4 protein-coding genes are annotated in these 3782 nt (G+C 68.8%); all 4 read left to right on the top strand.

Annotated features, from left to right (window positions below; all coding sequences use genetic code 11):
• On the top strand, positions 1-937 hold a 937-nt coding region (locus tag AC1DU6_RS23125), incomplete at its 5' end, for an ABC transporter substrate-binding protein (RefSeq protein ID WP_477859893.1).
• Positions 938-967: 30 nt separating this feature from the next.
• On the top strand, positions 968-1924 hold the full coding sequence (locus AC1DU6_RS23120; protein WP_477859891.1) for an ABC transporter permease: 957 nt from the start codon (positions 968-970) through the stop codon (positions 1922-1924).
• Positions 1925-1937: 13 nt separating this feature from the next.
• A complete protein-coding gene (locus tag AC1DU6_RS23115) occupies positions 1938-2807 on the top strand; it encodes an ABC transporter permease (RefSeq protein ID WP_457322494.1) in 870 nt (289 codons plus the stop codon).
• Positions 2807-3782: ATP-binding cassette domain-containing protein (locus tag AC1DU6_RS23110; RefSeq protein ID WP_477859889.1), on the top strand; the 976-nt coding region annotated here is incomplete at its 3' end. The genes AC1DU6_RS23115 and AC1DU6_RS23110, both read left to right, overlap by 1 nt.

The following is a 3782-nucleotide window of genomic DNA, read 5'->3' as shown; positions in this document are numbered from 1 at the left end:
CGGCGTGCGTTCGGTCGTCGTGCGCAACGAGGCCTACTGGAAGCCCGGCAAGCCCTATCTGGACGAGATCGAGTTCGTCGGCATCAGCGACGAGAACGCCCGCGTCAACGCGCTGCTGTCGGGTGGCATCGACCTTGTCGGTGCGGTCAACCCGCGCTCACTGGCGCGCATCGCCGGTACGCCGGGCTTTGCCGTGTTCAAGACGCAGTCGGGCCAGTACTCCGACCTGACCATGCGGCGCGACACCGGCCCTGGCGCCAACCCCGACTTCGTGCTGGGCATGAAGCATCTGTTCGACCGCGAGCAGATGAAGAAGACCATTGCGCTGGACCAGGCCGTCATCGGCAACGACCAGCCCATCGACCCCACCAACCGCTTCCACTTCGCCGGCCTGCCGCAGCGCGCCTTCGACCCCGAGAAGGCGAAGTTCCACTTGAAGAAAGCGGGCGTGTCCAGCGCGGTGCCGGTGGTGTGCTCACCCGCCGCGCTGTACTCGGTCGAGATGGCGTTGCTGCTGCAGCAGACCGCCAAGGAGGTCGGGCTGGACATCGACGTCAAGCGCATGCCGGCCGACGGCTACTGGTCCAACCACTGGCTCAACAGCGCCGTCGGCTTCGGCAACGTCAACCCGCGGCCGAGTGCCGACATGCTGCTGACGCAGTTCTTCAAGTCGGATGCGCAGTGGAACGAGTCGCGCTGGAAGAACGAGAAGTTCGACCAGCTGCTCGTTGCCGCGCGCGGCGAGACCGACCTCGCCAAGCGCCGCCAGATGTATGCCGACATGCAGACGCTGATCCACCAGGAGGCCGGCATCGGCATCCCGTTGTTCCTGGCCAGCCTTGACGGCCACAGCACCAAGGTCAAGGGCCTGTCACCCATCCCGCTGGGCGGGTTGATGGGCTACAACTTTGCCGAGAACGTCTGGCTCGCAGCCTGACGCCGCACTCTCCACCGCGCAAGGCATCCTATGAACGGGATCATCCTCAAGCTGCTCGCGCAGCGCATCGCGTTGTCGCTGCTGTCGCTGCTGGCGGTGTCGGTGATCGTCTTCGCCGTGACGGCGGTGCTGCCCGGCGACGCGGCCCAGGAGCAGCTCGGCCAGGACGCCACGCCCGAGGCCCTGGCTGCGCTGCGGGCGCAGATGGGGCTCGACGTTCCGGCTCCCACGCGCTACCTGCGCTGGCTCGGCGGCCTGGTGCATGGCGACTTCGGCAAGTCCGCGACGGCCTACCAGCCGGTGGCCGAGCTGATCGGCTCGCGGCTGCCCAACTCGCTGCTGCTGGCCGCCATCACGGCGCTGTTCTCGGTGCCGATCGCGCTGGCGGCCGGCATCGCGTCGGCGGTGTGGCGGGGCTCGTGGTTCGACCGCGCCGCGTCCACGGCCTCGGTGGGTGTCGTCTCGGTGCCGGAGTTCCTGATCGCGACGCTGGCAGTGCTGGTGTTCGCGGTGCAGCTGCGCTGGCTGCCGGCGCTGTCCTATGTCAACGACATCGAATCGATGGGCCAGGTGCTGAAGGCCTTCGCGATGCYGGTGCTGACGCTGACCTGCGTGATCGTCGCCCAGATGATGCGCATGACGCGTGCGGCGGTCATCGACCAACTGGAGGCGCCCTATGTGGAGATGGTTCGCCTGAAGGGCGCCTCGTCGCTGCGCATCGTCATATGCCACGCCTTGCCCAACGCCGTCGGCCCGATCGCCAACGCGGTGGCGCTGAGCCTGTCCTACCTGCTGGGCGGCGTGATCATCGTCGAGACGATCTTCAACTATCCCGGCGTGGCCAAGCTGATGGTCGACGGTGTCGCGCAACGCGACACGCCACTGGTGCAGGCCTGCGCCATGCTGTTTTGCAGCGGCTATCTGATCCTCGTCACGGCCGCGGACATCTGCGGCATCGTCGCCAACCCGCGGCTGCGTCACCGCTGAACGGAGCACAGGCATGACCGTCATTTCCATTCCCCTGCCTGTCGGGCGCTCGGTGGCCTGGCGCCGCCGGCTCGCGCAGTTCGGCCCTTCGGGTCTGCTCGGCCTCGTGGTCCTGACCTTCTGGGTCCTGGCCGCACTGTTCGGCCCCGCGCTGCTGGCCCGCACCGGCGCCCAGGGCGGTGGTGCCGTGTTCGCACCCATCAACGCCCACCACTGGCTAGGCACCGACTATCTGGGCCGCGACATGCTGGCCCGCGTCATCGAAGGTGCCCGCTACACCGTCGGCGTGGCTCTGGTCGCCACACTGCTGGCCAGCGGCACGGGCACCTTGCTGGCGCTGCTGGCGGCCGCCAGCGGGCGCTGGATCGACGGGACCTTGAGCCGCCTGCTGGACACGCTGACGGCCATTCCGAGCAAGATGTTCGCGCTGCTGATCGTGGCCGGCTTCGGTTCGTCGGTGCCCGTGCTGATCCTGACGGCCGCCGTCATCTATGTGCCGGGCGCCTACCGCATCGGCCGCTCGCTGGCCGTGAACATCAATGCGATGGACTACGTGACCGTGGCCCGCACGCGCGGCGAGGGCACCTGGTATGTGATGCGGCGCGAGATCCTGCCCAACATCCTCGGCCCGATGCTGGCCGACCTGGGGCTGCGCTTCGTCTACGTCGTGCTGCTGCTGGCGTCCTTGAGCTTTCTCGGCCTGGGCGTGCAGCCGCCGATGGCGGACTGGGGTTCGCTGGTGCGCGAGAACATCGGCGCGCTGGCCGATGGTGGCGCCTCGGTGATTGCGCCGGCCGGGGCAATAGCCAGCCTGACCATCGCCGTGAATCTGGTGATCGACAACCTGCCGGGTCGCAAGGCCCGCGAGAGGGGAGCACGCTGATGGGCAGCCTTGTTGAAGTGAGCAATCTGACGGTCACAGCCGGCGACGCGACGCTGGTCGACGCGCTATCGTTCACGATCCACCCCGGTGAAGTGCTGGCGCTGATCGGTGAGTCCGGCTCGGGCAAGACGACCACGGCGCTGGCCCTGATGGGCTATGCGCGTCAAGGCTGCCGCATCGCGGCGGGGCAGGTCCGCATCGGCGATGTCGACGTGCTCAAGCTCGACCCGCGCCAGCTGCGCGGCCTGCGCGGCCGCAAGGTCACCTACATCGCGCAGAGCGCGGCGGCGTCGTTCAACCCGTCGCGCACCATCCTCGACCAGGTCGTGGAGCCGGCGACGCTGCACGGCACGCTGTCGCGCCCGGCGGCTGAACTGAAGGCGATCGCGCTGTTCCGCGAGCTGGCGCTGCCCGACCCGGAAGGCATTGGCGCGCGCTACCCGCACCAGGTGTCAGGCGGCCAGCTGCAGCGGCTGATGGCGGCGATGGCGCTGATCACCGACCCCGATGTTGTCATCCTCGACGAGCCGACCACGGCGCTGGACGTGACGACGCAGGTGGAGGTGCTGCGCGCCTTCAAGCGGGTGGTGCGCGAGCGCCAGGTCACGGCGGTCTACGTCAGTCATGACCTGGCGGTCGTGGCCCAGATGGCCGATCACATCCTGGTGCTGCGCGGTGGCTGCATGCAGGAGCTGGGTGGCACCGACCGTGTGATCAGCCAGCCAGCGCATGAGTACACCCGCGAACTGCTGGCCGCCGCACGGCCGGTGGCGCGCGATGCGGGCCATGACGCCGGCAGCACGCCGACGCTGCTGGAGGTCAGCGGCCTGAGCGCCGGCTACGGCGCGCGGGATGCCCAGGGCCGGCCGCGGGTGTGCATCCTGCAGGACATCGACCTGCGGCTCGAGCGCGGCCAGGCCGTGGGCGTCATCGGCGAATCGGGCTCCGGCAAGACGACGCTGGCCCGCGCCGTCG

It is taken from the genome of Roseateles sp. P5_B10 (genome assembly GCF_056400485.1).
Note: the sequence above shows the minus strand (reverse complement) of the source record. Positions and strands in the feature narration are given on the sequence as shown.